Source organism: Hylemonella sp. W303a, assembly GCF_046452315.1.
Classification (GTDB): domain Bacteria; phylum Pseudomonadota; class Gammaproteobacteria; order Burkholderiales; family Burkholderiaceae_C; genus Hylemonella.
In genome coordinates this window covers 148,463-174,818 of record NZ_JBKFDG010000001.1, presented here as the reverse complement: position 1 = coordinate 174,818, position 26,356 = coordinate 148,463, and the positions used below count along the sequence as shown (strand labels likewise).

At 64.4% G+C, this 26,356-nt stretch carries 26 protein-coding genes; 16 read left to right on the top strand and 10 right to left on the bottom strand.

The genetic code is table 11. The features are described 5' to 3' along the window. Positions 1 to 31 precede the first annotated feature (31 nt). The 10 genes from ACLBKS_RS00820 (at position 32) to ACLBKS_RS00775 (ending at position 9,577) form a co-directional block, all read left to right on the top strand. On the top strand, positions 32 to 796 hold the full coding sequence (locus ACLBKS_RS00820) for an SDR family oxidoreductase (RefSeq protein ID WP_410190902.1): 765 nt from the start codon (positions 32 to 34) through the stop codon (positions 794 to 796). Between the two features lie 7 nt (positions 797 to 803). Beyond that, a complete protein-coding gene (locus ACLBKS_RS00815) occupies positions 804 to 1,172 on the top strand; it encodes a dihydroneopterin aldolase (protein ID WP_035604986.1) in 369 nt (122 codons plus the stop codon). Positions 1,173 to 1,175: 3 nt separating this feature from the next. Beyond that, entirely contained in the window at positions 1,176 to 1,964 is a 789-nt protein-coding gene (locus ACLBKS_RS00810; RefSeq protein WP_410190901.1) for a hypothetical protein, read from the top strand. A 137-nt stretch (positions 1,965 to 2,101) separates the two neighbouring features. After that, a complete protein-coding gene (gene ttcA / locus ACLBKS_RS00805) occupies positions 2,102 to 3,046 on the top strand; it encodes a tRNA 2-thiocytidine(32) synthetase TtcA (RefSeq protein WP_410190900.1) in 945 nt (314 codons plus the stop codon). A 10-nt stretch (positions 3,047 to 3,056) separates the two neighbouring features. Beyond that, entirely contained in the window at positions 3,057 to 3,746 is a 690-nt protein-coding gene (locus ACLBKS_RS00800) for a DUF4136 domain-containing protein (protein ID WP_410190899.1), read from the top strand. A gap of 90 nt (positions 3,747 to 3,836) precedes the next feature. Continuing rightward, positions 3,837 to 4,532, top strand: coding sequence for a histidine phosphatase family protein (locus ACLBKS_RS00795; RefSeq protein ID WP_410190898.1), 696 nt, complete (start codon positions 3,837 to 3,839; stop codon positions 4,530 to 4,532). Between the two features lie 248 nt (positions 4,533 to 4,780). After that, the gene (gene zwf / locus ACLBKS_RS00790) at positions 4,781 to 6,244 is read left to right on the top strand and encodes a glucose-6-phosphate dehydrogenase (RefSeq protein WP_410190897.1); all 1,464 of its coding nucleotides are present in this window, start codon (positions 4,781 to 4,783) and stop codon (positions 6,242 to 6,244) included. 79 nt (positions 6,245 to 6,323) lie between these two features. Then, positions 6,324 to 7,331: a glucokinase gene (locus ACLBKS_RS00785; protein ID WP_410190896.1), complete on the top strand. Its 1,008-nt coding sequence runs from the start codon at positions 6,324 to 6,326 to the stop codon at positions 7,329 to 7,331. Positions 7,332 to 7,391: 60 nt separating this feature from the next. Continuing rightward, positions 7,392 to 8,123 carry a response regulator transcription factor gene (locus tag ACLBKS_RS00780; RefSeq protein ID WP_410190895.1) on the top strand — a complete coding sequence of 244 codons (732 nt, stop codon included), beginning with the start codon at positions 7,392 to 7,394 and terminating at the stop codon, positions 8,121 to 8,123. A 23-nt stretch (positions 8,124 to 8,146) separates the two neighbouring features. Beyond that, positions 8,147 to 9,577: a sensor histidine kinase gene (locus tag ACLBKS_RS00775; protein WP_410190894.1), complete on the top strand. Its 1,431-nt coding sequence runs from the start codon at positions 8,147 to 8,149 to the stop codon at positions 9,575 to 9,577. Here ACLBKS_RS00775 and ACLBKS_RS00770 read toward each other — a convergent pair. The 5 genes from ACLBKS_RS00770 to ACLBKS_RS00750 form a co-directional block, all read right to left on the bottom strand. Next, positions 9,560 to 10,627 carry an ABC transporter ATP-binding protein gene (locus tag ACLBKS_RS00770; RefSeq protein ID WP_410190893.1) on the bottom strand — a complete coding sequence of 356 codons (1,068 nt, stop codon included), beginning with the start codon at positions 10,625 to 10,627 and terminating at the stop codon, positions 9,560 to 9,562. The genes ACLBKS_RS00775 and ACLBKS_RS00770 overlap by 18 nt on opposite strands. 16 nt (positions 10,628 to 10,643) lie before the next feature. Continuing rightward, positions 10,644 to 11,513 (bottom strand): carbohydrate ABC transporter permease, encoded by an 870-nt coding sequence (locus tag ACLBKS_RS00765; protein ID WP_410190892.1) that lies wholly within the window; start codon positions 11,511 to 11,513, stop codon positions 10,644 to 10,646. 51 nt (positions 11,514 to 11,564) lie between these two features. Next, on the bottom strand, positions 11,565 to 12,443 hold the full coding sequence (locus tag ACLBKS_RS00760) for a carbohydrate ABC transporter permease (RefSeq protein ID WP_410190891.1): 879 nt from the start codon (positions 12,441 to 12,443) through the stop codon (positions 11,565 to 11,567). A gap of 85 nt (positions 12,444 to 12,528) precedes the next feature. After that, positions 12,529 to 13,773 (bottom strand): carbohydrate porin, encoded by a 1,245-nt coding sequence (locus tag ACLBKS_RS00755; protein ID WP_410190890.1) that lies wholly within the window; start codon positions 13,771 to 13,773, stop codon positions 12,529 to 12,531. Between the two features lie 52 nt (positions 13,774 to 13,825). Further along, a complete protein-coding gene (locus ACLBKS_RS00750; RefSeq protein WP_410190889.1) occupies positions 13,826 to 15,076 on the bottom strand; it encodes an ABC transporter substrate-binding protein in 1,251 nt (416 codons plus the stop codon). Positions 15,077 to 15,210: 134 nt separating this feature from the next. On the opposite strand from ACLBKS_RS00750, the gene ACLBKS_RS00745 reads away from it, so the two are divergent. Together ACLBKS_RS00745 and ACLBKS_RS00740 are read left to right on the top strand one after the other, a co-directional pair. Continuing rightward, a complete protein-coding gene (locus tag ACLBKS_RS00745; RefSeq protein ID WP_410190888.1) occupies positions 15,211 to 15,519 on the top strand; it encodes a hypothetical protein in 309 nt (102 codons plus the stop codon). Between the two features lie 72 nt (positions 15,520 to 15,591). Continuing rightward, on the top strand, positions 15,592 to 16,467 hold the full coding sequence (locus ACLBKS_RS00740) for a lysoplasmalogenase (protein ID WP_410190887.1): 876 nt from the start codon (positions 15,592 to 15,594) through the stop codon (positions 16,465 to 16,467). 68 nt (positions 16,468 to 16,535) lie between these two features. On the opposite strand, the gene ACLBKS_RS00735 is transcribed toward ACLBKS_RS00740, so the two are convergent. The 4 genes from ACLBKS_RS00735 to ACLBKS_RS00720 all read right to left on the bottom strand — a co-directional run bounded on the left by ACLBKS_RS00735 (position 16,536) and on the right by ACLBKS_RS00720 (position 21,298). Beyond that, entirely contained in the window at positions 16,536 to 17,399 is an 864-nt protein-coding gene (locus ACLBKS_RS00735; protein ID WP_410190886.1) for a MipA/OmpV family protein, read from the bottom strand. Between the two features lie 89 nt (positions 17,400 to 17,488). Next, positions 17,489 to 18,565 carry a Holliday junction branch migration DNA helicase RuvB gene (gene ruvB / locus ACLBKS_RS00730; protein WP_410190885.1) on the bottom strand — a complete coding sequence of 359 codons (1,077 nt, stop codon included), beginning with the start codon at positions 18,563 to 18,565 and terminating at the stop codon, positions 17,489 to 17,491. Between the two features lie 167 nt (positions 18,566 to 18,732). Continuing rightward, a complete protein-coding gene (locus tag ACLBKS_RS00725; RefSeq protein WP_410190884.1) occupies positions 18,733 to 20,256 on the bottom strand; it encodes an amidase in 1,524 nt (507 codons plus the stop codon). A 10-nt stretch (positions 20,257 to 20,266) separates the two neighbouring features. Then, the gene (locus ACLBKS_RS00720) at positions 20,267 to 21,298 is read right to left on the bottom strand and encodes a Bug family tripartite tricarboxylate transporter substrate binding protein (RefSeq protein WP_410190883.1); all 1,032 of its coding nucleotides are present in this window, start codon (positions 21,296 to 21,298) and stop codon (positions 20,267 to 20,269) included. Positions 21,299 to 21,412: 114 nt separating this feature from the next. Between ACLBKS_RS00720 and ACLBKS_RS00715 the strand changes: the two genes are divergently transcribed. The 4 genes from ACLBKS_RS00715 (at position 21,413) to ACLBKS_RS00700 (ending at position 25,639) form a co-directional block, all read left to right on the top strand. Further along, complete coding sequence (locus ACLBKS_RS00715) at positions 21,413 to 22,378, top strand: LysR family transcriptional regulator (RefSeq protein ID WP_410190882.1); 966 nt, start codon at positions 21,413 to 21,415, stop codon at positions 22,376 to 22,378. Positions 22,379 to 22,525: 147 nt separating this feature from the next. Continuing rightward, on the top strand, positions 22,526 to 22,879 hold the full coding sequence (locus tag ACLBKS_RS00710) for a RidA family protein (protein WP_410190881.1): 354 nt from the start codon (positions 22,526 to 22,528) through the stop codon (positions 22,877 to 22,879). Then, complete coding sequence (locus ACLBKS_RS00705) at positions 22,876 to 24,117, top strand: NAD(P)/FAD-dependent oxidoreductase (RefSeq protein ID WP_410190880.1); 1,242 nt, start codon at positions 22,876 to 22,878, stop codon at positions 24,115 to 24,117. The genes ACLBKS_RS00710 and ACLBKS_RS00705 overlap by 4 nt, the downstream gene beginning before the upstream one ends. Before the next feature lie 253 nt (positions 24,118 to 24,370). Beyond that, complete coding sequence (locus ACLBKS_RS00700; RefSeq protein WP_410190879.1) at positions 24,371 to 25,639, top strand: carbonic anhydrase family protein; 1,269 nt, start codon at positions 24,371 to 24,373, stop codon at positions 25,637 to 25,639. 73 nt (positions 25,640 to 25,712) lie between these two features. On the opposite strand, the gene ruvA is transcribed toward ACLBKS_RS00700, so the two are convergent. Beyond that, a complete protein-coding gene (gene ruvA, locus ACLBKS_RS00695) occupies positions 25,713 to 26,297 on the bottom strand; it encodes a Holliday junction branch migration protein RuvA (RefSeq protein ID WP_410190878.1) in 585 nt (194 codons plus the stop codon). Positions 26,298 to 26,356: the final 59 nt, after the last annotated feature.

The window sequence follows — 26,356 nt, the reverse complement described above, 5'->3', positions numbered from 1 at the left end:
TGACGCTACGCGACAAGGACGGCCACTCTCCATGAACATGTCTGAACCCAAAACAGTCCTCGTCACGGGCGGCGCCAAGCGCCTTGGCAGGGAAATCGCCCTCACGCTGGCCCAGGTTGGTTGGCGTGTCGCCATCCACTTTCGAGGCTCAGAAACCGAAGCCCGCCATACGGTAGAAGACTGTCGACGAACTGGAAGCGACGCAGAAGCCTTTGACGCCGACCTCATCGACGAAACCGCAGTACGGGGATTGCTGCCTCGCGTGATCGCGACGTTCGGCAGCATCGATGCGGTCGTCAACAGCGCTGCGTTGTTCGAACATGACACCGCGACCGACTTTAGCTATGCCGCCATGGAGCGGCACATGCGCGTGAACACAGGTGCTCCCATCTTGCTGGCCCAGGCGCTGCACGCCCATGCACAGCAACGGCAGGTTCGCGGAGTGATTGTCAACATGCTGGACCAGAAGCTCTGGAACCCCAATCCAGACTTCCTCAGCTACACGCTGGCCAAAGCCGCTCTCGAAAGCGCGAACACCTTGCTCGCCCTGGCACTTGCCCCTCGAATCAGGGTGGTGGGCGTGGCGCCCGGCTTGACGCTGAGCAGCGAATACCTGAGTGCGGAAAAGTTCTCTGCGCTGCATCAACTTTCTCCCCTGGGCCGCTCCTCCACCCCGGCAGATGTGAGCGCCACCGTGAAGTTCGCGCTGGAAAACGGCTCGATCACTGGCACGACGCTGCTGGTCGATGGTGGTCAGCACCTGCAGCGCTTCGATCGTGATTTTTCAATGATGTGAGGTGCTCATGCTGAACAAAGGCACGCAAAAACTCTCGCTGACCGGTCTGCGCTTTCAGGCCAACCTGGGTATCCTGGACCATGAAATCAGTGCCTCCCAGCCCATCGCCGTCGATGTGGAGCTGAACCAAGGCTCTCAGCCTCTGCAACCTGTCGATGACCACATTCACAGCGTTCTGGACTATAGGAAGGTGCATGACATCGTGATCGCTGAATGCACAGAACGGCATGTGAATCTGCTGGAAAGCTTGACGGGGAAACTCGCCAATCGCCTGCTGCAGCTACCCGGCGTAATCGGCGTGCGCGTCAAAATCGTGAAGTTGGAAATCTTCGACGATTGCGAAGTCGCCATTGAACAGCTCGTGGGTCAGTGGTAAGCCATGCGCGACAGCCTGACTCAACCCAACAACTTGGATGCCCAACAGATCATTTTCTTGCCACTTTGGGCAAGGATCGCGTTGTTGGTTCTGTTGGCACTGCTTGGCCTCTGCGCGATCGGCGCGGGCCTCCATTTTCTTTTTTCAGCGCCCGAGGCGAGTGAACGCGTGGTTCCATTGATGGCGATTGCTCAAACCGCCATCGGTGCTTTCGCCATCATGGTCTTCGTGCTGTTCGCGGAGAGACAGCTCAGCACGTCGCGGCTCTACGAGAAGACCAACCTGTTCCTTGACCGACACCTGATCGAGAGCCTGTCACGGATCGAAATACCTCAGCTCCAGGCTGAGCAGACCGTCACCGTCAAGCCCGTTACACGGGCATCGACCGTGCATGGACGCCGCAAAGACATCTTTGGCTGCAACTACCACCTCACCTTGGCCGACTTCCAAATGAAGTTCTGGATCGGACTTAACGTCAAGCGTTTGAGCGTCATCTACTTCGTGAAAGTCAACGGCCCGGAGGACGTCGAGAAGCTCAAGGAGGTTTTCAGGTTCACCTTTTCTGGCGCCGAAAAAGTCGGCTATCACACCAACTTCGAGCATGCCCAACTGGGTGACGAACATATTGTCTCGATGTGGTCAACGGTGTTCGCTGAGCATGCCATTCTGGGAAATCCAGCGGAACAATTGTTCTGGACGCAAGACATCGCGATGATGACGCAGTCACTCGCGCGAACTGCGGTTCGATCCAACATTGACTTGAACCCCAGCGTTGAACCTGGTCCCCTGTGAGGGGCTTCATGGTCAGACCCAACCCCAGCGTGGACTGACTTCCTACCTACCACCGAGACGTGCCATTTCCGTCCTGAGCGCACGTGTTGTGGAAGCCGGATAATTCAGCCCTTTGATGCTCCCGCTGCCCCCAGACCATGACCGCCACCTGGACCGAACCCGAAACCGCCGCCTCCGCGATCAGCCATGAGAAGGCGATCAAGATTGAGCGCGAGACGCACAAGCTTGAGAAGCGCCTGTGCCGCGAGGTGGGGCGCGCCATCGTGGACTACAACATGATCGAGGAAGGCGACCGGGTCATGGTCTGCATGTCCGGCGGGAAGGACAGCTACGGCATGCTGGACATCCTGATGAAGCTGCAGAGCCGCGCACCGGTGAAGTTCACCCTCGTGGCCGTCAACCTGGACCAGAAGCAGCCCGGTTTCCCCGATCACATCCTGCCCGAGTACCTGAAGCAGCTCGGCATCGAGTTCCACATCGAGACCCAGGACACCTATTCCATCGTCAAGAAGAACATCCCCGAGGGCAAGACGATGTGCAGCCTGTGCAGCCGGCTGCGCCGCGGCATCCTCTACCGGGTGGCGCGCGAGCTGAAGTGCAACAAGCTCGCGCTGGGCCACCACCGCGATGACATGCTGCAGACCTTCTTCCTCAACATGTTCTTCGGCGGCAAGTTGAAAGGCATGCCGCCCAAGCTGGTCAGCGACAACGGCGAGTTCATTGTGATCCGCCCGCTGGCCTACGTGGCCGAGAAAGACCTGATCCGCTGGGCCGCGCATCGCCAATACCCCATCATCCCCTGCACGCTGTGCGGTAGCCAGGAGCATCTGCAGCGCAAGCAAGTCGGGGAGATGCTGCGCGAGTGGGACAAGAAATACCCTGGTCGGCTGGTCACCATGTTCAGCGCGCTCCAAAACGTCGTGCCCACGCACCTGATGGACGCCACGCTGCACGACTTCAAGAACATCCAGACCACGGGCGTGCCCGATGCGGACGGCGACACGGCCTTCGACGAGGAAGAATTCCCGGAATCGACCTCCGCCACGGGCGGTCTGCCAGGCATCCAAGTCGTCACCCTCTGATCACCGCGCCATGCCGTGCCGGTTCGCTGTCATCGCCTGCGCCGCGTTGTTCGGGCTGTTGGCCGCGGGCTGCTCGGGGCTGCGAACCATCGAGGTCGACGTGCGCGCCATCGCGCCCACGGAGGATGCGGCCCATGCAATTGGCGGCCCGAACCCAGCGGTGACCGGGGCGGGGGCCCCGGCAACAGCCCTCGGCCCCGGCGCACGCTACCGCTACGAACGCCTGCCCTCCCAAGCCGAGGATCCGACCCGCGCCGCAACCATCGAGGCGATGGCTGACCGCGCGCTCCAGGCCGCAGGCTTGTTGCGTGATGAACAGCAGCCCCGCTACAGCGTGCAGGTGCACACCGGTGTCGAGGCCTACTACGTGGACGACTGGGGACGCCGGTATCCCGGCGTTCCCCCCTACAGCCCCGGCTTCTTTGGTGAGTTCGGCGTGTTCGTGGGTCCGGGCCGCATCGGCCCAGGCACCCGCATCGGCATGGGGTGGAGCACCTGGCCGCCCACGGTCCGTTATGGCTACGCGGTGTCATTGCTGTTGCGGGATTTGGTCAGCCAGCGCATCGTCTACGAAACCCGCGCCACCCACGACGGCCCCTGGGGTGACCAAGACCAAGTGCTACCGGCCCTGATGAAGGCCGCGCTGCAAGACTTTCCCTTGCCGCGCAGCGGCCCCGTGAAGATGAATATCGCCCGGTGAATCTGGCTCCCGCAGGCGCTCGCTGCGTCCAGGGCCTCTGTCAGCCGGCCACAACCCACCCTCACACGCCGTATCCCTAAAATCCAGCCCATGCAGCAGCCGACCCGCATCATCGCCGTGCGCCACGGTGAAACGGCCTGGAACGTGGACACGCGCATCCAAGGTCACCTCGACATTCCGCTCAACGACACGGGCCGCTGGCAGGCCCAGCGGCTGGGGCGCGCCCTGGCCGAGCGCCACGGGGGCGACGCGGAAGCGGACCCCATCGCCGCGATTTACAGCAGCGACCTGCAACGCGCGCGGCAAACCGCCGAGGCCATCCGGCTGGCCACGGGCGCACCGTTGAATTTGCACGTGGGATTGCGCGAACGAGGTTTTGGGGCCTTCGAGGGGCTGACCTACGCGGAGATCGAGCAGCGCTGGCCGCAGGAGGCACTGCACTGGCGCAAGCGTGTTCCCGATTGGGCGCCACCTCCAGCGGCCCCCGAGCGCACCGGCGTCGCGCCCGGTGAATCGCTGTTGCAGGTGCGCGATCGCGTGGCGCGCACATTGGCCGATCTCGCAGCGCCGCACGCAGGCCAGCTCATCGTGCTGGTGGCGCACGGTGGGGTCATGGACCAGCTGTACCGCCTGGCGACCGCTCAGGATCTTCAGGCGCCGCGCACTTGGCAGTTGGGCAACGCCGCCCTCAACCACCTCCTGTGGACGCCCGAGGGCATGAGCCTGGTCGGTTGGGCCGACACCTCGCACCTGGAAGACGCGGGCCTGGACGAAACCAGCGCCTGAGCCGGCAACACACCGCTCGGAGACGGGGCCTTCTCGGGCGCGCATGCCGCACACGCGCCTGCTAGACGCCAAACGCCCAAGGCCGACCAGAAAAATTACAGTATTATTAAAGGCATTGCCCGGGACTGCGAGAACGAGGCAAGCTCACACAAGACCCAGAGACAAGGGCAGCACGGACCATGCGCCAGGCGCGCGGCATCGCCGCGCGACCGTTTCATGCCTGCATGCCGCATCCGACAAAACCACCCATGAACGCAGACGCGACACCCGGCAGGCTGGACATCGTCATTTTTGGCGGCACAGGAGACTTGGCCTGGCGCAAGCTGCTGCCCGCGCTGTACATGGCCCACGTGCATGGGCGACTCCCACAGAACACCCGCATCATCGGCATCGGTCGCGAGGACTGGGATCGTGATGGTTACCTGGCGTTCATTCAGGCGCGCTCCACCGGTTTGATCGCGCCTGCGGCCTGGTCACAAGCCCATTGGGACCGCTTCCTGGCCTGCCTGGACTACGTGGCGCTGGACCTTGCCCAGGGCGAGGGTTGCGCCACGCTGAGCCAACTCCTGAACCCGGACGCCTTGCGCGTCTTCTACCTGGCCACGGCGCCCGCGCTGTTCGCGCAGATCTGCGCACGCCTGCACGCCGATGGTTTGATCGACCTTCAGGCCCGCGTGGTGGTTGAAAAGCCTTTGGGCAATGACTTGGCCTCGGCCCAAGCCATCAACGCAGAAATTGCACGTCATTTCCGCGAAGACCAGATCTACCGCATTGACCATTACTTGGGCAAGGAAACGGTGCAGAACCTGATGGTGCTGCGCTTTGGCAACGCCATCTTTGAGCCGCTATGGCGCGCGCCCTTCATCCGCAGCGTGCAAATCACCGTCGCAGAGTCGGTGGGTGTGGGCAGCCGCGCCGGTTTCTATGACCAAACAGGCGCGCTGCGCGACATGGTGCAGAACCACTTGCTGCAGCTGCTGTGCATCGTGGCCATGGAACCGCCGATTTCGATGGACCCCGATGACGTGCGCGACGAGAAGCTCAAGGTGCTGCGATCGCTGCGCAAGATGAGCCCAGCCGACGTCAAGCGCGACACCGTGCGCGGGCAATACACCGCGGGCGTGAGCGAGGGCGCCGCCGTGCCCGGGTACCTGCAGGAAGCCGAAGTGCCCGCGCAAAGCCGGACTGAAACCTTCGTCGCACTGCGCGCGCACATCGACAACGCGCGCTGGGCGCAGGTGCCATTTTTCCTGCGCACCGGCAAGCGCATGGAAAAACGCCACTCCGAGATCATCATCGAGTTCGCAGAACAGCCCTTTTCGCCTTTTGGCCAGAGCCCTGGCCAGCAAGCCAACCGCCTCATCATCAGCCTGCAGCCCGAGGAATCCATCGAATTGGCCATGATGGTCAAGGAGCCTGGCTCGGGCATGAACTTGCATCCTGTGCGCCTGAGCCTGGACCTGCAAGAAACCTCGCGTCAGCGCCGCGCGGAGGCTTACGAACGTCTGTTGCTGGACGTGATCAAGGGCCGCCTGACGCACTTCATGCGCCGCGACGAACTCGAAGCGGCTTGGCGCTGGATCGACCCCATACTCGCGGGCTGGCGGGCATTGGATGACGTGCCGCGCGCTTACCCAGCGGGCAGCTGGGGTCCGGCGGCGTCCTCGGCGCTGATGGCCCGCGAACTTGGCGCCTGGTTCGAGGCCTCCTGAGCCTGCATCGCCACCTGACGACAGCACCGAGCCGCCGACCGAACGAGACACCGAGACACCCTCTTCTGCTCCATCCACCATGTTTGAATCGATCTCCACCAGCGCCACGCTCCACGCTGCCTACCCCCGCTGGCTGGGTGACATCGGCGGCACCAATGCACGCTTTGGCTGGCAGGAAAACGCCACCAGCCCGATCAGCCATGTGCAGGTGCTTCCCTGCGCGGAACACCCCTCCTTGGTGGACGCGGGCCTCGCTTATCTGCAGGCCCAGGGTCTCTCCGCGGCGGCCTGCGCGGCCTTCGGCATCGCCAACCCGGTCACGGGGGATCAGATCGCGATGACCAACCACCACTGGAAGTTTTCCATCGAGGCGACGCGCGTCGCCCTGGGTCTGCCGCGTTTGCTGCTGCTCAACGACTTCACGGCCCTGGCCTTGGCCCTGCCCGATTTGCCGCGCGAGCACTTGCGCCAAGTCGGTCCGGGTGTGGCGGCGCCACAAGCCGCGGTGGGCCTGATTGGCGCCGGGACGGGCTTGGGGGTGTCGGGTCTGCTGCCCTTGGGGCACCAAGGCAAGTGGCTGCCGATCGCGGGCGAAGGCGGGCACGTCACGCTGAGCGCCAGCAACGCGCAGGAATACGCGGTGATCGAGCACCTGCGGGTGCGCTACGGCCATGTCTCGGCCGAGCGCATTCTGTCGGGGCCCGGCCTGGTCGACCTCTACCATGCCCTGTGCGAGCTGCAAGACGGGCAGGGCCGAGAGATCACCACGCCCGCCGAGGTGATGGAACGCGCCGAGGCCTTGCCCCAGTCGAAGGCGGCGCAGGCCCTTGAAATGTTCTGCGCCCTCTTGGGCAGCGTGGCGGGTGACCTGGCCTTGACGCTGGGGGCGCGCGGTGGCATCTACATCGGCGGCGGCATCGTGCCAAGACTGGGGGAGCGTTTCGACCGCTCGCCGTTCCGGGCGCGCTTCGAGAGCAAGGGACGTTTCCGTGCTTACCTTGCCGCGATCCCGACTTGGGTGATCCAAAGTCCGGTCTCACCGGCCCTGCAAGGCGCATCGAAAGCCCTGAACCTCACTCAGTGGTGAGCGCCCGCTCACGGGGATGAACTGGGATGGAGGGCCGCGCTTCACGGCACAATCCCCGGCATGGCACTCATCCTCTTGGTTGAAGACGACGAACTGCTGCGCGACAGCGTGTCGGACCTGCTGGAGCAGGCCGGCCATCGCACCCTGGCCTGCGCCGACGGCCTCTGCGCGCAAGAGCAACTCTCCCACGGCGCGGTGGACGCCGTGCTGCTGGACCTGGGGCTGCCCGGCATCGACGGCATGAGCCTGCTGCGCTGGATCCGAGAGCGCTTTGAGAGTCTGCCGGTGCTGATCCTGACAGCGCGTGACAGCATCGACCACCGGGTGGAGGGCTTGATGGCCGGCGCCGATGACTACCTCACCAAGCCCTTTGGCAATGCTGAGTTGAGCGCGCGCCTGCAAGCCCTGTTGCGCCGCGCGCGCCTGCCCGCCTTCGAGGCCCGCCATGGGGCCTCGAGCGTCGAATCAGGCACGCGCGCACCGCCGCACGGCACCGCCGCAAGCGCCGCACCCAGCCTGCAGTTCGACACGGAACAGCCTCGGGTCTGGGTGCGAGGCCAGCCCATCCTGCTGACCCAGCGTGAGTGGGAACTGCTGCGGGTGTTGCACGCGCAACTCAACCAAGTCGTCAGCCGTGACAACGTGCTGCTGGTCTGGCAAGCGGAAGGTTCCGAGCCGATTGCATCCAACGCCCTGGAGGTCTACGTGCACCGCCTGCGGCGCAAGCTGCAGGGCACGGGCGCGAGCATCCGCAACATCCGCGGCCTGGGCTACATGCTCGAACTGGCTTGAGCCTGAATCGGCGTTTGCCCTGCATGAAATCCATCCCGTCATTGCGTCGCCAATTGCTGACCTGGCTGCTGCTGCCGCAGCTGGTGCTCTGGCTGGTGGGAGGGGCACTGACCTACCGCATCGCGCTGATCTCGGCGGAAAAAGCGCTGGACCAGTCCCTGCTGCAATCGGTGCGCTCGCTGGCGCGGCAGGTCAAGCCCATCGGCTCAGGACTGCTGGTGGACTTTCCCAAGGCGGCACAAGCCATCATCGAAGAGGAGCCTGAGGACCGCGTGAACTACATGGTGTCCTCGCCGCCAGGTCGTTTCCTGATCGGCAACCAGACGTTCGCCGAACCACCTCAGCCGTTGCGCCCTGGCAAACCCGCCGTCTATCGCACCGAACAAAGCGGTCGCACCATGCGCGCCGTGGCGCTGGACCTGCCTTATGGCGAAGGTGACGCGCAATTGCTGCGGGTGCAACTGGCCAAGAGCTACGTGGCGCGCGACCGCATCGCTCGGGAGCTGATCGCCGACCTGTTGGCCCCACTGCTGGTTCTGGGCGGACTGCTCAGCCTGCTGGTATACGGTGGCATCAAGCGTGGCATGCAACCCCTGACGCGACTGGAAGCGCAGCTTCAGCAGCGCTCACCGCAGGAGTTGACGCCGCTGGAGCTGACCACCGCGCCGCGGGAGGTGCACACCCTGCTCACCGCCATCAACCGGCTGCTGGCCTCGGTGGCGCGCAGCATGGTGCAGGAAAAGCGCTTCATCAACGACGCGGCCCATCAGCTGCGCACGCCCCTGGCTGGCTTGATCAGTCAAACGGAACTTGCGCTGCAAGAAGAGTCGCCCGCGCTGATCCAAGCCCGCTTGCGCAAGGTGCACGCGGGCGCGCTGCGCAGCGCGCACCTGCTGAACCAACTGCTGATGTTGGCGCGCAGCGGCGCCGACGTGCCCATGCAGCCCCTGGATTTGGGTCAATTGGCGCGCGCCGTCGCGCGCGAGTACAGCCCAAGGGCCATCAGCCTGGGCGTGGACCTCGGTTACGAGGGCCCTGACCAAGCCTGGGTTTGGGTGCTGGGTTCCGAGGTGCTGCTGCGCGAGGCCTTGGGCAATTTGATCGACAACGCGCTGCGCTATGGGCGACGGGAAAGCGCCGCGCAGGGTGAGAGCACGGTCACCATTGCGGTGCTGGAGCATGGCGCCCGGCTTGAACTGCGCGTGGAGGACAACGGTCCAGGCCTGGACGCCGCGCTGCGCGAGCAGGCTTTCGAGCGCTTCTGGCGCGGCAGCAACCTGCCAGGCGGTTGCGGTCTGGGCCTTTCCATCGTTCAGGAGATCGCGCGCCGCCATGGCGGCGAGGCGCTCATCGAGACCGCGCAGCCTCCGAGTGAAGCCCACCCCGCAGGCAACGGCCTGCGGGTGCGGCTGTTGCTGCCTAGGTTGGCTGACGCCTCACAGGCGCGCGCCTGAGGCCGCGTTGAACCAGTGCGCCTGTTCCGGACTGAGGGACAGGCCCACCCGGTCACCGACGCGCACGGGGGTCTGCGGAGAGGTGCGGACGGTCACCCGGCCCGCGGCGGTCTGCACCATCACGTAGGTGTCCGCGCCCGTGGGCTCGACCACCTGGACATCCCCGCGCCAGGCCGCGCCGTCGGTGAACAACAGGTGCTCGGGACGCACGCCCAGGGTCACGGCCTGCGCCGCAGGCACTGGGCAGGCGAGCGGCAGGACCGCCTCAGACAGCGCGAAGCCCTGACCTTGGGGCGCCGCCGTCCCAGAGATCAGGTTCATGGTCGGGGAACCAATGAAGGTCGCCACATAGGTGTTAGCGGGGCGGTTGTAGATCTCGTCCGGGGTGCCCAGCTGTTGCACCAAGCCGTCCTTCATGACGGCGATGCGACTGCCCAGGGTCATGGCCTCGATCTGGTCGTGCGTCACGTAAACGCTGGTGATGCCGCTGAGCTGGTGCAGACGCTTGATCTCGGCCCGCATTTCGACGCGCAGCTTGGCGTCCAGGTTGGACAGCGGTTCATCGAAAAGGAAGAGCTCGGGCTGACGCGCCAGCGCACGCCCCATGGCCACGCGCTGCCGCTGCCCGCCCGAGAGCTGCGAAGGCCGACGGTCCAGCAAGTGGCTGATTTGCAGCATGGCGGCCACTTCGGCAATGCGCTGCATACGCTGGGCCTTGGGCACCTTGCGGATCTCCATGGCAAAGCCGATGTTCTCGGCCACGCTCATGGTCGGATACAGCGCGTAGCTCTGGAACACCATCGCGATGTCGCGCTGCGCCGGGGGCACGCCCACGACGTCCCGCCCTCCAATGCGGATGGCCCCTTCGGTCGGGTCATCCAGGCCCGCGATCAAATTGAGCAAAGTCGACTTGCCACAGCCCGAAGGACCGACCAGGATCAAAAATTCACCGGGTTTGACGTCGATGTCGATGCGCTTGAGCACCTCCACCTGCCGCTCGCCCTTGCCAAAACTCTTGCGGATGCCGCGAATATCCAAGGCAGATGCCATATCGTCTTTACTTTCCTCAACCCTTGACGGCACCGGCCGTCAGGCCGCGCACGAAATAACGTCCCGCCAGCACGTAGACCAGCATGGTGGGCAAGCCCGCGATCAACGCCGCGGCCATGTCCACGTTGTAGGCCTTCACGCTGCTGGAGGTGTTGGCCAGATTGTTCAAGCCCACCGTGACGGGTTTGGAGTCCGCGCCAGTGAAGGCTACGCCGAAGAGAAAGTCGTTCCAGACCTGGGTGAACTGCCAGATCAGCGTGACCATCACGATGGGCGTGGACATGGGCAGGATGATGCGCCAGAAGATCATCCAGAACCCGGCACCATCGATGCGCGCCGCGCGCAGCAACTCGGGCGGCACGGCCGCGTAGTAATTGCGGAAGAACAATGTGGTGCTGGGCAGACCCGCCAGCATGTGCACCAAGATCAAGCCCCCCACCGAGCTGGACAGGCCCAACCAGCCCAACACTTGGCTCATGGGCAGCAACACCACCTGGAAAGGCATGAAGACACCAAAGAGCAACAAGGCAAACAGGGTGTCGCTGCCCTTGAACTTCCACAGGCTGAGCACGTAGCCATTGATGGCCCCCCAGGCCGTGGACAAGAGCACGGCCGGCACGGCCATCAACACCGAGTTCCAGAAGTACGGTTGCAAGCCCGAACATTGCGCGCCCGTGCAGGCCGTGGACCAGGCCAGGGTCCAGGACTCCCAGTTCAGCGAGGTCGGCAGGGCCAGCAGATTGCCTGCCCGGATCTGCTCGGCGTCCTTGAGCGAGGTAACCAGCATCACGTACAGCGGTGCCAGGAACAGCAAGGCACCCAGCCCCAAGCTGGCGTAGATCAGCGCACGGCTGAGCCATTGGAAGGACAGTCGCTTGGCGTTCATTCGGAAGTCTCCGTGCGGTGCGCTGCGGTGCGGGCACATGCGGTCAGCCGTTCAGCGCTCATGGGACTTGCTCCGCAGTTCGCTGTAGAGGTAAGGCACCACCAGGGCGGCGACCGTCATCAGCATCACCATGGCACTGGCCGCGCCGAGGCCAATCTGGCCACGCGTGAAACTCATGGCGTACATGAAGGTGGCTGGCACGTCGGTGGCGTACCCCGGCCCCCCCGCGGTCAAGGCCATGACCAGGTCAAAACTCTTGATGGCTAGATGCGACAAGACCATCAAGGTGGAAAACACCACGGGTCGCAGCGCAGGCAACACGATGCGCCAGTAGATGCGCGGCAAGGACGCACCATCGATCTGGGCGGCTTTGATGATGCTGTCGTCAATGCCACGCAAGCCCGCGAGGAACAGCGCCATGGTGAAACCGGCTGACTGCCAGACACCCGCGATCACCACGCAGTAGATGGCCATGTCGTTGTCCACCAGCCATCCAAAGCTGGCGCTCTCCCAGCCCCAGTCATGCAAGAGCTTCTCGAGGCCCAAGCTGGGATTGAGCAGCCACTTCCAGACCGTGCCCGTCACCACGAAGGACAGCGCCATGGGGTAGAGGTAGACCGTGCGGATGAAACCTTCGGCGCGGATCTTCTGATCCAGCAAGATCGCCAGCCAGATGCCGAGCACCATGGAACCGCCGACATAACCGAAGCCGAAGATCGCCAGGTTTTTCAGCGCCACCCACCAGCGGTCCATCTCCCAGAGCCGGGCGTACTGCGCCAGGCCCACGAATTCGTAATTGGGCAGCATGCGCGAGACCGAAACCGACAATACGCCGTTCCAGATCATCAGGCCGTACACAAAGGCCAACCCCAACACCAGCCCAGGCGCCAGGACCAGCTTGGGCAGCCATTTTTCCAATCGATCAGTCACTCGCACAAGCGTCACACGTCCCCACAAAAAAACCGGGGAAGAGCCCTTGGCTCTTCCCCTGGCTCTCAATCAACCCAGCGGGTTTTTACCACCAGATTTCGTACTGCAGACCCACGATGGTCTGCTTCTTCAGCGCGTCGCCGTTGTCGTCCGTGCCGAACGTGTCGGCGTTGGCCTCGGCGGCGGCGGTGTTCCAGTTCGCCATGGTCACATACAGGCGCAGTTCAGGACGCTTGTAGAAGCCCGCGCCGCTGCTCAGCGTGGGCGCGATCGTGACCTTGTTCAACGTCTGGTCATCGCCGCCATCACGGGTACGCTTCGTCGAGGCCGCTTCCAACAGCAACTTGAAGTTGTTGGTGAAGGCATAGGAGATGCGACCACCGAAGGTCAGGTCCTTGGTTTCCACGTCGTTGCCGTCATCGGGCTCGCTGGTCTGGTAACCCACCAGCGCCTGACCTCCAAAATTGCCGACTTGCCAGTCAATGGAATCCGCGACGCGGCTCACCTTGGCGCCCACCACACCCGCCGCCGCAGCAGCAGCACCCGCGGCATCCGTGCCTTGCTTGAGGTCCACGAACTTGCCCTGGATGTTGGCCAGCCCGCTGGAAGTTTGCAGGTACAGGCTGTTCTTCAAGGCGCCGAAGCCTTGGTTGTACAGCAGCGAGAAGCCGCTGCCCCCGTTCTTTCCGAAGCCGGTGGTGCTGACGCTGGTCGCCACCAGACGCAGCTTGCCGCTGTCATTGACCGGGAAACCAACATCCAAGTTCACCTTGCTGGCCGAGGTACCCTGGGGCAGCTTGGCGTCGAACTTATCACCCGAGGACACCGTCAAACCGACGGTCGCGGGGCCCACAGCCCAGTCCTGCACGCCGGCGCCTTGGTACTCACCCAGGTCCATCAGGAAGTTGTCGACGATGTGCACGTCCTGGATGCGCAAGCGACGTTGTCCGACCCAGAACTTCGCTTCGGGCGCGAAGTCCAGGCCCCAGATTTCGCTGTACGCCTGCACGGTCTTGATGCCACCACCCCAGTTCTCAGGCATGTAGCCGAACTTGTACTTGACGCCGTTCTCAGCATCGAAAGTCTTGCCAATGAAGAATTCGTAGCCGCCCTGAGTGCCTTCGTTGCCGAGGCGATAGCCCTGCAGATCACCCCCCAGGCTGAAACCGCCCACGGAATCGGTCTTGGCGTCGATGTTCTTGTCAGACTTGAACACCGGGCCGCCACGGCTGTAACCGGTGAATTCGATGCCAGAACCAAGATCGGCCGCGCTGGCCGAGGTGATGGCGGCCAGGCTGGCCGCCGCGATGAGGGCACGTTTGTATTGCATGTTGTCTCCTGTTGGATTTGTGCTTGCTTGAGGGAAAAGGGGAACTTGGAACTCAGGGCTTGGCGCGAGCGGCGGCCAGCAGGCGCTTGACGCCATCGTCCACGCTGATCTTGTCGTCGTTCCAGAACTGGCTCACCAAGTCCTTGATCGCGCCTTCGGTGGCGGGAGCGATGGCCATGCCGTGCGCGACGGACGGGACCAGGCCGCCGTTCTTGGCAGTGGCCACGAAGTCCTTGCTGGACAGCTTGGCGCAGTCATCGAACTTGGCCATGGACATGTTCAGTCGCACCGGGATGGAACCCTTGTTGAGGTTGAACACCTCCTGGAAGTCAGGGCTCATGATCGCCGCAGCCAGTGCCGCCTGGGCTTGTTGGGCGCCTGCATCCTTGAGCTTGAACATGGCGAAGGAGTCCACGTTGAAAGTGAAGGCGTTCGCCGTGCCCGGCGCGGCGGCGCAGAGGAAGTCCTTGCCCGGCTTCTTGCCCGCTGCGATGAACTCGCCCTTGGCCCAGTCGCCCATGAACTGGAAGCCAGCCTTGCCCTGCATCACCATGGCCGTGGCGAGGTTCCAGTCACGACCCGGGGCCGCGCTGTCGGTGTAGCTCTTGATCTTGCGGAAGGTCTCGAAGGACTTCTTCATCGTGGCCGAGTCGATGGCCTTGGGGTCCAGCTTCACCAGCGCGTCCTGGTAAAACTTGGCGCCACCGACACCCAGCACCACCGATTCAAAGGTGGTGAAGTCCTGCCAGTTCTGACCACCATGGGCCACGGCGATGAAGCCAGCCTTCTTGATCTTGTCGGCCGCGGCGAAGAATTCGTCGTAGCTGGTGGGCATGGCGGCAACGCCAGCCTTCTTCAGCACGTCGGGGTTCGCCCAGACCCAGTTCACGCGGTGCACGTTCACCGGGGCCGCCACGTAAGCACCCTTGTACTTCATGACGTTGGCCACGACGCCGGGCAGCAGGGTGTCCCACTTCTCGGCCTTGGCCACTTCGTCCAGATTGGCCAGCACGCCTTCCTGCGCCCATTCCTGGATGGCCGGGCCCTTGATCTGTGCGGCTGCAGGCGGATTGCCCGAAACCACGCGGCTCTTGAGCACGGTCATGGCGTTGTCACCGCCGCCACCGGCCACGGCGAAATCTTTCCAGGTGTGGCCCTTGCCGCTGATGATTTTCTTGAGCTCGGCGGCCGACTTGGCCTCGCCGCCCGATGTCCAGTAATGCAGCACTTCAACCTCGGCCGCGAGGGCCAGGTTGACGGACAAGGCCATGCCGCAGGCCAGCAGAATTCGATGGAGTCTCATGGTGTGGTCTTTCTTGTAAGTTGTCAGAGGGTCCCCTGACTCCGATGTCAGAGTCATTAATTTTTTATTAATTAAACAATTCTAACGATCGGTATTTACCCCGGGCATGCATCCATGCGGCCCTAGAATCGCGCATGCTCATCCGTTGTTTGTCACTGTTGCTCGCCTTTGGCTGGGCCGTCGCCGCGCACGCCGCCAGCGAATGGAATGGCAATGGCGGCTTCTGTCTGTACCCCTTGCCGGAGGATGGCGGCAAGCGCCGCTACATCAATCTGAACATCGTGCAATACATCGAAGTCGACAAGGACGAACTCAAGATCGTCTACGGCGGCGGGGCGTTGGGCTCGGGGTACGACATCAAACTGGCATTGAAGACACCCGATGAAGGCAAGGCACTGCTGGACGATCTGAGCCGGGTTGCGCGGAACTGCGCCGCCAAGTAAGCCCCACATCGCGGGCCAAGCTCAGGGTTTTGCCAGACACGCGGCCGTGCCAGCCGCACGCACAATCCGGCCATGACTGAACTTGAAAGCAGCGAGCCGCACGCGTCCCGCGCCGTCAAGGCTCTTGTCGCCATGCAACTTCTCGCTGTACTGGCGGGAGCCCTGTCCTTTCTGTTTCTCTCGCCCTCGACGGCAAGGGCGCAACCAGGAAGCCTGCCCTTGGTCGAAGCCATCGTCTGGCTGCTGGCCCTGGGCACCGGTCTTTGGAGCGCCAACGCGCTACTGCAAGGACGCATCGGCGTGGTGGAGCTGATCTACATCGATGCCGCGGTACTGGCCACGGCTTGCGCGGCATTGTCGCTGGTGGAGGCACACCGGGTCTTCAAGCCCCTGCCCATGTTGCTGGCACTGGCCTGGGTCTCGCGCGCATGGGCGCTGGGGCGATTGCCGAAAGTCTCCGCATGGGTGCTGCTGCTGGCGCTGGCCTCATCCCTGTTGGGCGACGTTTTCCTGATGCTGCCCGACCCGTACTTCCTCCCGGGCCTGTTGAGCTTTCTGCTCGCGCATCTCGCCTACCTCGTTCTCTTTCGGCGCGGTCAAGCTTGGTTCCCCAACCGCGCTGCACTGGCTTTGACCCTGTTGCTAGGGATCGCGGTGTATGGAGCCCTGTGGCGCCACGGCCTGCCAGCTGCCCTGCGGGGACCGGTGGCAGGCTACGTGCTGGTGATCACTTGCATGGCGGCCCAAGCGTTGGGGCGGACTGCGTCGCGCCAGACCTCGGGGTCGGTGTTGGTGGGAGCTGGCGCGGTTTTTTTCATGGCCAGCGACAGCCTGCTGGCATTCAACAAATTCGTGACGCCGTTGCCGCTGGCCCCGCTGTGGGTACTGTCCAGCTATTTCCTCGCGCAGTGGCTGATCGTGCGGGGCTGGCTGCGCGAACCAGAGTGAAAGGGGCACGGGCGCAAGCACGGCCGTGGCAGACCGAAACTGTCTGAGTCCCTCTATCTCCTGCGTGTTCAATCCGACAGCGTGACGCGCTCCGCCGAACGCTTGAACACCCATCCGATGGCGAGACCCAGGGCATGGTCGGTGCGGCGCTGCACCAGGGGACTGTCGATGAAAGCCGCGTCGCGCAGATCCTCGTGACGGAAAAAGGCGCCCACCCAAAAGTCGCCGTGCATACGGCTGATCGTCAAGGTGTGCTGTCTGCCTGACAGGCCTCCACCGGGCTGGTACGCTGGCCGATCAGCGCTCACGTCCTTCTGGCTTACCTCGTAAAAATAGCGATGGTAGGAGGCGTCGCCATACAGCCAGCCTACCGAACCGCCCAGGTTCCAGCCTGTGCCCGCCAAATTCTTGTAGGTCAGGTTCAACGTTGGTTGGGACAACCAGCCCACGTGCTCGAAACGCTCGAGGCTGACGGCGAACACAGGCCGCACCGGGACACGCAAGCCGATGAAGGTGTCACCACGCCGCGCGGTGCGCCGTTCGTCGCGCAGCAGCACCCAGCGCAGTTCCGGCCCCAGCTCCAAAGTGGGGTCAAGGTCGGCCATACCTCGGCGCGCCCGGCTTTCCGAGCTGTCCACCGGCACGGAACCGTTGAGACTGAGGTCGACTTCCAATCGATCGCTCGCTAGCAGGGGACTGCGCATGCGCTCGCGGTCCACCTGAAGGTAATCACCACGGTACTGCAGATACGGGGTGGGCAGCACATAACGGTGGCGCTCGGCCGCGCCACGGTAGAGGGGAAAATCCACCATCGCGACGCCAGCGCCCAGTTCCCAACGCGGCAGCCCAAGGAGTTGGTGCGGGGTGTGCGACGCCGACGTTTCCTCGCTTTCCTCGCTCGACAATTCTTGGCCGCAAACCGATCCCACCATCAGCGCCAGGGCCCAGCACCACGCGAAACCCGCGCGCGCAATGGCACATTTCCTTGCCGACGGTCCGGCCGCCTTAACGTCGCGCGCTCTCACGCGCCAAACAGCCCTGCGTCCGGGGTGCCAGGCAGCGAAGGCTGCGTTTGAGGCGGTACCACGCCCAGATGGCGGTACGCGGCCATCGTGGCCACACGACCTCGCGGGGTGCGCTGCAAAAAGCCCTGCTGAATCAGATAGGGCTCGATCACGTCTTCGATGGTGCCGGCTTCCTCGCCGATGCTCGCAGCAATGTTGTCCAGCCCCACGGGCCCGCCGTCGAAGCGATGGATCACCGCTTCCAGCAGCTTGCGGTCCATCAAATCGAAGCCTTGCGGGTCCACGTCCAGCATGACCAAGGCCTTTTGCGCCATCTCCTGCGTGATGCGGCCCGCGCCTTTCACATCGGCGTAGTCGCGCACGCGGCGCAGCAAGCGGTTGGCGATGCGCGGCGTTCCGCGCGAGCGGCGCGCGATCTCGCTCGCGCCGGACTCGTCCATGGGCGCGTTGAGCAACTTGGCGCTGCGCGTGACGATGCGCGTCAACTCCTCGGCCGTGTAAAACTCCAGCCGCGCCACGATGCCGAAGCGATCGCGCAATGGATTGGTCAGCATGCCCGCGCGCGTGGTGGCGCCGACCAAGGTGAAGGGCTGCAAGTCAAGTTTGATGCTGCGCGCCGCTGGCCCCTCGCCAATCATGATGTCGATCTGGTAGTCCTCGAGCGCCGGGTAGAGGATCTCCTCGACCACGGGCGAAAGGCGATGGATCTCGTCGATGAAGAGCACGTCGTTCTTCTCGAGGTTGGTCAGCAAGGCAGCCAAGTCCTTCGGCTTTTCAAGCACCGGGCCACTGGTCTGGCGCAGGTTGACCCCCAGCTCCTGAGCGATGATGTGCGAGAGCGTGGTCTTGCCCAGGCCGGGCGGACCGAACAGCAGCACATGGTCCAGCGCTTCCTCACGCTTGCGCGCCGCGCCGATGAAGATTTCCAGCTGCTCGCGGACTTTCTGTTGGCCCACATACTCGTCCAGCAGCTTGGGCCGCAAGGCACGCTCAATCACCTCCTCCTTCGGGGAAGCACTGGCGGCGGATACCACGCGGGGCGTGGGCGCGAAATCGTCGGTCTGTATGGTCATGGTGACTGTGAGACCGGATTATCCGTTTGATTGCCTAAGCGGCCAGACGACCGTCGCGTCTTGACGGCGCTGGCCCCTGCCAGCCCCCTCGCATCATGGAATCGACAGCCCCTCGCACGGCCGCCAGCCAAGCCACGGACTGGCGGCAGCCCATCAACGAGGCCTGCTTACACCACCGAGGCCGAGGCCGCGTCGTTCGGGATGTGCGCGTGGCGGTCGTCCGGCGCCGCGGTGACGATGGAATCCAGCGCGGGCTCGGGCCTGCGCAGGCGAGCGACATCGGGGCGTGGACGGCGCAAGGCTGGGTCGCAGGAAAATGCCTGCTCCATGGCCTTGGACGCGGCCAGCAAGGCCAGGTCCCCCCGGAAACGACCCGTCACCTGCAAGCCAAAGGGCATGCCTTTTTCGTCGACACCACAGGGCAGAGCCAACGCGGGATGCGTGGTCAAGGTGACCACGTAGGTCAGCGCCAGCCAGCGGTAGTAGTTCTCTTGCGGGCGGCCATCGATCTCGGCGGCGTAGGGCAAGGACCACGGGAAGGGCGACACCGGCGTGGTGGGCGACAGCACCAAGTCATAGTCCTCGAACACCTTCTGGAAGCGTTGCACGATGCGCGTCTGCTCCGTCTGGGCCCAGGCCACGTCGAGCAAGCTCATGCGCATGCCCATCTCGTAGTTGGCGCGCGGATTCGGGCCCAGCCGCGACGGGTCGCGTTCGTAGGCTTCGCGCATGCCGGCCACGAAGGCTTCGGCACGCAGCACGTCGAAGCAGCGATGCACGTCGCCCAGCTTGAAATTCACCTCGTCGCAGGCCGCGAACAAACCGCGCACCTCGGCGATACGTGAGCGCAGAGCGCGACGCACGACGGGATCGACGTCGCACGCGCCAAAGTCCTCGGTCCAGGCCACCCGCAAGCGCGAGAGATCGACCTCGGGCAGGTTCAGAAAAGCCGACGCATCCAGCGGAAAGCTCAGCGGATCGCCCGCATGCGGGCCCGCCGTCGCGGCGAGTTGCAGGCACGCGTCGCCCACGTCGCGCCCCATCGGACCCACCACCGAGATCGGCGAGAACCCCATGGGCTTGCGCACGCTGGGCACCACGCCCGGCGAGGGTCGCATGCCCACCACGCCGCACTTGGCCGCGGGAATGCGCAGGGAGCCGCCGGTGTCAGAGCCCGTGCACACCGGCAACAGGTCCAGGGCCAGCGCGGCGGCCGAACCGCCCGAAGACCCCCCCGCGTTCAGATTGGGGTCGAAGGGATTGCCCGTCGCGCCCCACACCGGGTTGCGGCTGTTGGCGCCCGCGCCCATCTCCGGCACATTGGTCTTGCCGACCACGATGGCGCCGGCCGCGCGCAAGCGACGCACCAACTCGACGTCACGCGAAGGCACGTTGTTGCGCAGGTTGGGCGAGCCTTGCGTGGAAAGCAGCCCTTCCGTCGGCTCCAGGTCTTTGACCCCAAGGGGCAAGCCATGCAGCAGGCCCAGAGGTTCACCACGCAGCACGGCGGCTTCGGCGACGCGTGCCTCGGCGCGCGCGCGTTCGTACCAGGTCGCGGTGATCGCGTTGACGTAGGGGTTGAGCTGTTCGATGCGCGCGATGCAGGCTTCGAGCAGCTCGACCGGTGACAACTTGCGTGCACCGATGAGACGGCGCAGCTCGACGGCCGAAATCTCAGTGATGGAACTCATCGATCGGACGTCAATCGGCCTGGATGTTCGCGCGCTGCGCCACTTCGCGCATCAACGGCAGTTCGCGCGCGATCTGAGCAGCCGACGCGGCGGCACCGGCGAAGGCGGGTTCGGCCCCCTGCGCCGCCAAGGCCTCCTTGGCCTCGGTCGTGGACAGGATCTTGGCGATGGCTTTTTCAAGCTTGCCAAGCACCGGCGCTGGCGTGCCCTTGGGGGCCACGAACATGATCCAGGTGTCGGCGTTGATTTGCGGATAGCCCGCTTCGGCGAAGGTCGGCACGTCCGGCAATTGCGAAGAACGCTTGGCCGAGGTGACTGCGATGGGCTTGACCTTGCCTCCCTTGACTTGCGGAATGGCGGCCGTCACCGTGTCGAAGGAAAACGGGACTTGGCCGCCGATCAGGTCCGTCATGGCCGGGGCGCTGCCCTTGTACGGCACGTGCAAGGCCTTGGCGCCCACCGCGTGCAAGACGATCTCGGCCGTGAAGTGCGAGGTGGTTCCGCTGCCAAACGAAGCGTAGGTGTATTTGTCGGGCGCGGCCTTGAGGGCCGCGACGAACTCTTGCACCGTGCTGACCGGCTCGTTCTTGTTGGCCAAGAGGATCAGGGGAATGCGGCCCACGATGGCGATCGGGTCAAAGCTCTTGACCGAGTCGTAAGGCAGGTTGGGGCGGATCGCCGGGTTGGCAGTGAAGGTCGAGCCTGAACTGACCAACAAGGTGTAGCCATCGGCGGGCGCCTTGGCCACGTAGCCGGCCCCCACCGCAGTGCCCGCGCCAGGCCGGTTGTCGATCACAACCGACTGGCCCAGCTCGTCGGCCAGACGCTTCCCAATGAGGCGACCAATCGTGTCAGCGCTGCCGCCTGGAGGGAAAGGAACGACCAGGGTGATGGGGCGCGAAGGCCAGGCGGCCTGCGCCAGCGCGGTGGCGGGAACCATGAGCGACAGCACCGAGACAGCGAACGCGCAGACCAGGCCCGCTGCTCGGCGCGTGGCTTGAGAAACCCAGAGAGGGCGATCCAGGGAACGGGAAGCATGCATGGGGGGTTGCCTTTCAGGTTCGTGACAGCCTCATGGTAGAAACGCGGCATGCATGCAGCAAGAACAATGGAATTAAAGTTACGTTGCCGAAATCGCAACGATTGAAACTGCGCCATGGCCTCGAGTTCACGCACCCCAACCACCCGTGTCAGCGCTGGCCGTCGGCCGATCAACCCGCGCGTGCTGCAGGAAGTGTCACTGCGCTATTTCATGGAAGTGGCGCACGCGGGCTCGGTGACCGAGGCCGCGGCCCGGCTCGAAGTCGCGCCTTCGGCAGTCAGCCGTCAGATCGCCCGGCTGGAACGCGAACTCGACACCTTGCTGTTCGAACGCCGCGCGCGGGGCATGACGCTCAACTCCGCGGGCGAGTTGCTAGCGGCCCATGCTCGCCGCACTTGGCTGGACATCGAACGCGTCACCGACGAAATCCTGGCGCTGCGTGGACTGCGCCAGGGGGAAGTGCGCATCGCCGCCACCGAGGGGTTCGCCTATGACTTCTTGCCCGCCTTGGTAGCCGATTTCCAGACCCGGAGCCAAGGCATCCGCTTCACGGTGGACATGTGCGTGAAAAGCGAGGTCGCCCGACGCGTGCGCGAGGGGGCAGCCGACATCGGCGTGACGGTCAGCCTCGCCTCTGAACGTGGGCTCAATATCGAGTTCAGGCATCCCTCGCCCATCCTGGCGGTGATGGCAACCGACCACCCGCTGGCGAAACGACGCCAAGTCTCGCTGGCGCAGGTGGTCGCTTACCCCTTGGCCTTGCCTTCCCCCGTCTCCACGTTGCGGCAATTGCTGGACATCAGCTGCACCCGACAGGCGCTGGCGCTGGACCCCGTGGTCACCAGCGATCACCTCTACCCCCTGATTCAGTACGTGGCGCGCTCACGCGCGATCACTTTCTGTGGCGAAATCGCGCTGCGTCCGCAGTTGCAAGCCAAGGCCATCGCGGCCGTTGCGCTGCGCGATCGGGAAATGAACGAGCGGTTTTTCGAAGTGCAGACCATGGCAGGCAGGCACCTGCCCGAGGCGGCGCGCGCCTTCATCAACCACCTGCGCGAGACGGTACGACGCAACTTCTGATCCCACAGCGCAACCCAATGGTCACCATCTGCGTTGCGAATTGAGCAACGCACGATTCAGCGCACCGTGTCATGTGGGCTCACCGGCAAGCGGAATAATTGTCCGAGTCCAAGCCCACCGGCTTCGCATCGCAACGATCCCACCGTCATGACAACCGTTTCCGAACTCCCTTTCTCGAAAGTCCGCCACGCGGGCGACCTGGTCTTCCTGTCGGGTGATCTGCCGATCGCGGCCGACGGCAGCGTGCCCGAGGGCATCGAGGCACAGACCGAGCTGACACTGGAGCGCATCGCCGCCACCCTGCACGGGGAGGGACTCTCTCTGGCCGACGTGGTGTCGGTCACCGCCTATTTGGTGAACCCATCGGACTTCGCGGGGTTCAACCGCGTCTATGCGCAAACCTTTGCGCAGCCGCGTCCGGTACGCACGACCGTGCGCGCTGACCTGATGCTGCCCAAGGCGCTGCTTGAGCTCACCGTCATTGCCAGCAAGCAGCCATGAGCCCGACCAACGTGATTGTCCTGGGTGCCGGCATGGTCGGCACCTGCACCGCCCTGCACCTGCAACAGCGCGGGCATGACGTCGTGCTGGTGGACCGCCGAGGTCCGGGCGAGGAAACGTCTTACGGCAACGCCGGCATCATCCAGTGCGAGGCAGTGGAACCCTATCCGTTTCCACGGTCCTTGAGCAAACTGCTGCGCGCGGCGTTCAAGCGCGGCGGTGACGTGAACTACCATTTCTCCGCCCTGCCTGTCATCGCGAGTCACTTGGCGCGCTATTGGCTCCATTCCGGTCCCGCTCGCTACCCAGCCATCGCCCAGGCTTATGGCCGCCTGTCCGACCAGGCCATCGCCGAACACACGCCCTTGATCGATGCGGCCGGGGCGGGTGACTTGGTGCGGCGTGAAGGCTACCGCTGGGTGTTCCGCGATCCGGCGTCTTTGGAAACCGCGCTGCGAACGGCCGAACGCGTCGCGCCAGAGCACGGGCTGCGTCATGCGGCGCTCACCCCTGCGGAACTCGCGCAAGCCGAACCCGCGCTGCGCCAACGACTCGCGGGCGCGATCGACTGGCTCGACCCCTGGAGCGTGAGTGACCCAGGCGAGCTGGTCGCCCGCTACGCGGACTTGTTCGTTCGTCGGGGTGGGCTCATCGTGCGCGGCGATGCCAGCACGCTGAGGCGGGGGGTCACGGGCTGGGGCGTGCTCACCGACGAGGGGGCGTTCAGCGCGGAGCACGCGGTGGTCGCGCTGGGCCCGTGGTCTGACACCCTGCTGAAACCCCTCGGCTACCGCGTCCCCCTGTTCGTCAAGCGCGGCTACCACCGCCACTACACCGGGGGCACTGGGCCCACCCGGGCTCTGCTCGACATGGACCGCGGCCTGGTCATCGCGCCGATGAAGCGTGGCGTGCGCATCACCACCGGTGCCGAGTTCGCGCGCCGCGATGCGCCCTCCACCCCTTGGCAATTGACCCGTGCCGAAGCCGCCGCTCGCGAGCTGATCGACCTGCCCACGCCGGTGGAACACGAGCCTTGGCGCGGCGCGCGCCCTTGCCTGCCCGACATGAAACCCGTGATCGGCCAAGCATCACGGCACCATGGCCTATGGTTCAACTTTGGTCACGCCCACCAGGGTTTCACCATGGGTGCCATCAGCGGTCGCCTGCTGGCCGAGTTGCTGAACGGCGACAGCCCGGCGGTGGATCCGCGGCCCTATTCCCCCTCCCGATTCGACTGAAAACATTCGGCTGAATGTCGAACGAAGCACGACGCGGCGTTGCGGAACGCGCCGCTGTTGTGCATCCCGCCCAGGCTCTGGCGGGCCGGGCAACCGCCGAAAAAGTCAGGTGGCGGCCCTGGGGCGGAAAATTTACCGCTCAAGTACCTTCCCCGGCTTGCCGATAGGATGACGAGTCCTATAGGATTTCGCAATTCAGCCGAGAATCCGGACCAGACCACGGGAATCACGGGAAATCGGGATCAAGAAAACCATGAAAACACGCACCGCACCGTCTTTGCGCCCGCAATTGCACGCCTTGTTCATGGGCGCCGCAGCGTTGGCCTTGATCGCCGCCGCGCTGGGCCCCTCGCTTGGCCGCGCCCAGGCGCCAGCGCCCGCAGCCACGAGCGCCGCAGGGCCCGTCACGCAACCCGTTGCGCCTCAGGGCGATGTGGCGACCAACCCCGTGCGCCAACCGTCGGCGGAACAGGCACCGGTGCGGGTCGAGGGCGGCAGCAACACCATCGCCAACCAGATCAAGGACGTGATGAACGGCGGCGACGCCACGGGCAAGCAGCTCAACATCATCATCGACAAAAACAGCAGCAGCGGCGGCATGGCCGCGGGGTCGCAGCCGCCGAAGAACCCCGGAGCGGCGCCTCAGGGCAGCAAGCCCACCAACAGCGCTCAGATGCGCAAGGCGGAACTCGACGGCAAGGCCCGCCTGGCGCAATCGTCCAATCCGCGCAACGCCTCGGGCATCGTGATCCGCGCCAAACCGCTGCCGATGCCCAAGCCCGTGGCCAAGCACACGGAACCCGAGCTGCCCGAACATTGGAGCTACGAGGGTCTGGGTGGACCGCAAAACTGGCACAAGCTCAAGCCCGAGTACGCCATGTGCGGCAAGGGCAAGATGCAGTCCCCGATCGCCATCCTGGACGACGACGCGTTGAAGGGCCCGGCCGAGCCACTGCAGTTCAGCTACAAGCCCAGCAAGGGTACGATCACCGACACCGGTCACAGCATCGAAGTCAAGGTTTACAACACCGACAACGTGCTGACGGTGCGCAACACCAAGTACCGCTTGCTGCAGTTCCACTTCCATGCCCCAGCCGAAGAAACCATCAACGGCCAGCGCTTCCCCTTGGGCGCGCACTTCGTGCACAAGAACGACATGGGCCAACTCGCCGTGGTGACGGTGCTGTTCGAGACCGGCGATCCCAATGCGCTGATCGAGAAGGTCTGGACCCACATGCCCTTGGGCCCCAGCGACAGCGTGCGCATGCCGCCCGACTTGGTGAACGTCTACGACATCCTGCCGAAGGACCAGCGCTACTACTCTTACTTCGGCTCGCTCACCACGCCGCCTTGCACCGAGGGTGTGCTATGGCTGGTGCTGAAGCAACCGGTGCAAATCAGCCCCGAGCAGCTCTACATGTACACCCAGCTCTACAGCAACACGGCCCGCCCGCTGCAGCCGCGCAACAGCCGCACGATCCGCGACGCGATCACGCTCACGGGCGCGACGCCAGCGAACTGAGCACGGCCTGGGGCAACGCCCCAGCAATCTCGTGACGCCGCCATCACATCCGGCCCTCCTAGGAGGGCCTTTTTCATTTGGCCAAGGATTTGAGCGCGAGGCGGATGCCCTCGCTCACCTCGACGTCCTTGGGCAAAGCCTTGAGCGCGGCGGCGGCTTCCTTGTCGCTGTAACCCAGAGCCAGCAAGGCCTGCTGGATGTCGGCTTGCGTGTCGTGCACCGCCGCGATGGCACCGGGCCCCGCCACACCGATGTCGGCACCCAACTTGCCCTTGAGTTCCAGCAACAGACGCTCCGCCGTTTTCTTGCCCACACCGGGCGCCTTGAGCAGCCGCCCCATTTCCTGCTGGGTCACGGCCTGCGCCAGCTCGGCCACGCTCATGCCCGAGAGCACGGCCAGGGCCGTGCGAGGCCCGACGCCGCTGACCTTGATCAGCTCGCGGAAGGCGACTCGCTCGGCCTCCTCGCCAAAGCCGTAAAGCAGTTGCGCGTCCTCGCGCACCACGAAGTGCGTGAGCAGCGTCACGGGCTGGCCCAAGGCGGGCAGGTGGTAGAAGGTGTTCATGGACACCTGCACCTCGTAGCCCACGCCATGGCAGTCCACCAGGACTTCAGGAGGATTCTTCGCGATGAGGATGCCGGAAAGCCTGCCGATCATGGGGGACCTATCATTCACTGTGTTTGAAACCGACCGGAAATTATCCACCGCCGCTCCCC

What these genes read in the sequence shown, in the direction of transcription:
- ACLBKS_RS00770 (WP_410190893.1), bottom strand. Translation starts at nt 10,627, where the DNA reads ATGGCATCTGCCTTGGATATTCGCGGCATCCGCAAGAGTTTTGGCAAG.
- ACLBKS_RS00710 (WP_410190881.1), top strand. Translation starts at nt 22,526, where the DNA reads ATGACAACCGTTTCCGAACTCCCTTTCTCGAAAGTCCGCCACGCGGGC.
- ACLBKS_RS00820 (WP_410190902.1), top strand. Translation starts at nt 32, where the DNA reads ATGAACATGTCTGAACCCAAAACAGTCCTCGTCACGGGCGGCGCCAAG.
- ACLBKS_RS00735 (WP_410190886.1), bottom strand. Translation starts at nt 17,399, where the DNA reads ATGGTGGGATCGGTTTGCGGCCAAGAATTGTCGAGCGAGGAAAGCGAG.
- ACLBKS_RS00705 (WP_410190880.1), top strand. Translation starts at nt 22,876, where the DNA reads ATGAGCCCGACCAACGTGATTGTCCTGGGTGCCGGCATGGTCGGCACC.
- ACLBKS_RS00810 (WP_410190901.1), top strand. Translation starts at nt 1,176, where the DNA reads ATGCGCGACAGCCTGACTCAACCCAACAACTTGGATGCCCAACAGATC.
- ACLBKS_RS00715 (WP_410190882.1), top strand. Translation starts at nt 21,413, where the DNA reads ATGGCCTCGAGTTCACGCACCCCAACCACCCGTGTCAGCGCTGGCCGT.
- ACLBKS_RS00700 (WP_410190879.1), top strand. Translation starts at nt 24,371, where the DNA reads ATGAAAACACGCACCGCACCGTCTTTGCGCCCGCAATTGCACGCCTTG.
- ACLBKS_RS00745 (WP_410190888.1), top strand. Translation starts at nt 15,211, where the DNA reads ATGCTCATCCGTTGTTTGTCACTGTTGCTCGCCTTTGGCTGGGCCGTC.
- ruvB (WP_410190885.1), bottom strand. Translation starts at nt 18,565, where the DNA reads ATGACCATACAGACCGACGATTTCGCGCCCACGCCCCGCGTGGTATCC.
- ACLBKS_RS00780 (WP_410190895.1), top strand. Translation starts at nt 7,392, where the DNA reads ATGGCACTCATCCTCTTGGTTGAAGACGACGAACTGCTGCGCGACAGC.
- ACLBKS_RS00755 (WP_410190890.1), bottom strand. Translation starts at nt 13,773, where the DNA reads ATGCAATACAAACGTGCCCTCATCGCGGCGGCCAGCCTGGCCGCCATC.
- ACLBKS_RS00765 (WP_410190892.1), bottom strand. Translation starts at nt 11,513, where the DNA reads ATGAACGCCAAGCGACTGTCCTTCCAATGGCTCAGCCGTGCGCTGATC.
- ACLBKS_RS00795 (WP_410190898.1), top strand. Translation starts at nt 3,837, where the DNA reads ATGCAGCAGCCGACCCGCATCATCGCCGTGCGCCACGGTGAAACGGCC.
- ACLBKS_RS00785 (WP_410190896.1), top strand. Translation starts at nt 6,324, where the DNA reads ATGTTTGAATCGATCTCCACCAGCGCCACGCTCCACGCTGCCTACCCC.
- ACLBKS_RS00740 (WP_410190887.1), top strand. Translation starts at nt 15,592, where the DNA reads ATGACTGAACTTGAAAGCAGCGAGCCGCACGCGTCCCGCGCCGTCAAG.
- ACLBKS_RS00750 (WP_410190889.1), bottom strand. Translation starts at nt 15,076, where the DNA reads ATGAGACTCCATCGAATTCTGCTGGCCTGCGGCATGGCCTTGTCCGTC.
- ttcA (WP_410190900.1), top strand. Translation starts at nt 2,102, where the DNA reads ATGACCGCCACCTGGACCGAACCCGAAACCGCCGCCTCCGCGATCAGC.
- ACLBKS_RS00725 (WP_410190884.1), bottom strand. Translation starts at nt 20,256, where the DNA reads ATGAGTTCCATCACTGAGATTTCGGCCGTCGAGCTGCGCCGTCTCATC.
- ACLBKS_RS00815 (WP_035604986.1), top strand. Translation starts at nt 804, where the DNA reads ATGCTGAACAAAGGCACGCAAAAACTCTCGCTGACCGGTCTGCGCTTT.
- ACLBKS_RS00800 (WP_410190899.1), top strand. Translation starts at nt 3,057, where the DNA reads ATGCCGTGCCGGTTCGCTGTCATCGCCTGCGCCGCGTTGTTCGGGCTG.
- zwf (WP_410190897.1), top strand. Translation starts at nt 4,781, where the DNA reads ATGAACGCAGACGCGACACCCGGCAGGCTGGACATCGTCATTTTTGGC.
- ruvA (WP_410190878.1), bottom strand. Translation starts at nt 26,297, where the DNA reads ATGATCGGCAGGCTTTCCGGCATCCTCATCGCGAAGAATCCTCCTGAA.
- ACLBKS_RS00720 (WP_410190883.1), bottom strand. Translation starts at nt 21,298, where the DNA reads ATGCATGCTTCCCGTTCCCTGGATCGCCCTCTCTGGGTTTCTCAAGCC.
- ACLBKS_RS00775 (WP_410190894.1), top strand. Translation starts at nt 8,147, where the DNA reads ATGAAATCCATCCCGTCATTGCGTCGCCAATTGCTGACCTGGCTGCTG.